General features: G+C 41.1%; 3 protein-coding genes. All 3 read right to left on the reverse strand.

Going from position 1 to position 1,186, the window contains the following annotated elements:
* Positions 1–94: 94 nt before the first annotated feature.
* Genes O9332_RS28210 through O9332_RS22295 form a run of 3 tightly spaced genes read right to left on the reverse strand, consistent with a single transcriptional unit; the run spans position 95 to position 881 of the window.
* Complete coding sequence (locus O9332_RS28210; protein ID WP_353853437.1) at positions 95–217, reverse strand: Nif11 family protein; 123 nt, start codon at positions 215–217, stop codon at positions 95–97.
* Between the two features lie 38 nt (positions 218–255).
* Positions 256–675, reverse strand: a complete 420-nt coding sequence (locus O9332_RS22290; protein ID WP_288027472.1) for a nitrogen fixation protein — start codon at positions 673–675, stop codon at positions 256–258.
* 17 nt (positions 676–692) lie between these two features.
* On the reverse strand, positions 693–881 hold the full coding sequence (locus O9332_RS22295; RefSeq protein ID WP_288027474.1) for a hypothetical protein: 189 nt from the start codon (positions 879–881) through the stop codon (positions 693–695).
* Between the last annotated feature and the right edge of the window lie 305 nt (positions 882–1,186).

The raw sequence follows: 1,186 nt of genomic DNA on the forward strand, positions 1-1,186 counted from the left end.
TCAATCCTTATCTGGCAAGAGATTTAATTGATTAGTTCGCTTCAGATCGCAAACAATTGACAAAAATCGCCAAATGTCTTTCTCTATAAGGGTTTCATTCCTTATAATCCTGTACGTTGCATAAGACAAACCGAAGAACCAGATTTTGAAACCGAGAACGAAAATCTTTATCGGTTGCAATTCTTTGATAAAAAGCTTTAGTTTGTTCAACGGACATGATAGACCCCTATTTTTTGTAGATTGACTTTGTGCTATCTAAACAACGGGTTCCGCAACTTCCGTCATGATTTCGGAGGGATTATAATCATCCGTAACCACTTGTGGACATCGAAAACAAGCGGCTTTTCCTTCTTGCAACCACCAGCGACAGCTTTGGCGTACGCGGCAGGGAGGAAGAGTATCTGTAACTTCGGGTAATCCCCGAACAATTCGTTGAGCCAAACGACAATTCACACCATCGAAATGCGCGCATTTATCTTCAGCACAAGAAGCGGCAAATCGGAATACTTCCGTTGGAGTTACAGGTTCGGCAAGAGCGAGCAATTCATCAGTGACGGGTTGGATTTCCGGGAGATAGGCGACGCGGGGTTCCTCGACGGTTCCCGCTGCGATCCCGAAAATTACGCTATCCAGGGAATTCTCTCTAGCACTAGGACAGAGTGTAGATTTCTGCATGAAATTAGATTCCATTTTTACTGTATATCCGCTATCATTCCAACTGTCATTCCACGCGTAAAATATACTTGACCGCCACTTATACGACGAGTATCGATAGCACGTTCGACCGCTACTTTAATCAGGCTTATTCTCGATTCTTCGAGATAAATAAGCGAAGATTCACGGTCATCAGACTGTAGATTAACAATAGAGATTTTAGCCATTGGTATTCTCCTATTACAGCTTAATCAAATCCTATTACAGATTAATCTGTAAAAAGTATCCGATTTTAATATTTATGCCGCCACCTATACGGCGAGTATCGAGCGCGCGTTCAACTGCTGTTTTAATTAGTTCCGTTTCCCCAAGAGGGAGGAGGGAAAATTTAGGGAGCATCTCACTTATGCAATGAGTATTAATACTTATAGCAGTCAAAAACTAGAAAATCTTCAACTTGATCACAAAGAGAAATGAGATTATAATAGTTATAACTTACAATTCAGAATAGCTCTCGATGGGAGGAATAATT

Origin of the sequence: Microcystis sp. LE19-10.1B, from assembly GCF_027530565.1 — a bacterium.
In the GTDB taxonomy this organism is placed as follows: domain Bacteria; phylum Cyanobacteriota; class Cyanobacteriia; order Cyanobacteriales; family Microcystaceae; genus Microcystis; species Microcystis aeruginosa.

What these genes read in the sequence shown, in the direction of transcription:
- O9332_RS28210 (WP_353853437.1), bottom strand. Translation starts at nt 217, where the DNA reads ATGTCCGTTGAACAAACTAAAGCTTTTTATCAAAGAATTGCAACCGAT.
- O9332_RS22290 (WP_288027472.1), bottom strand. Translation starts at nt 675, where the DNA reads ATGCAGAAATCTACACTCTGTCCTAGTGCTAGAGAGAATTCCCTGGAT.
- O9332_RS22295 (WP_288027474.1), bottom strand. Translation starts at nt 881, where the DNA reads ATGGCTAAAATCTCTATTGTTAATCTACAGTCTGATGACCGTGAATCT.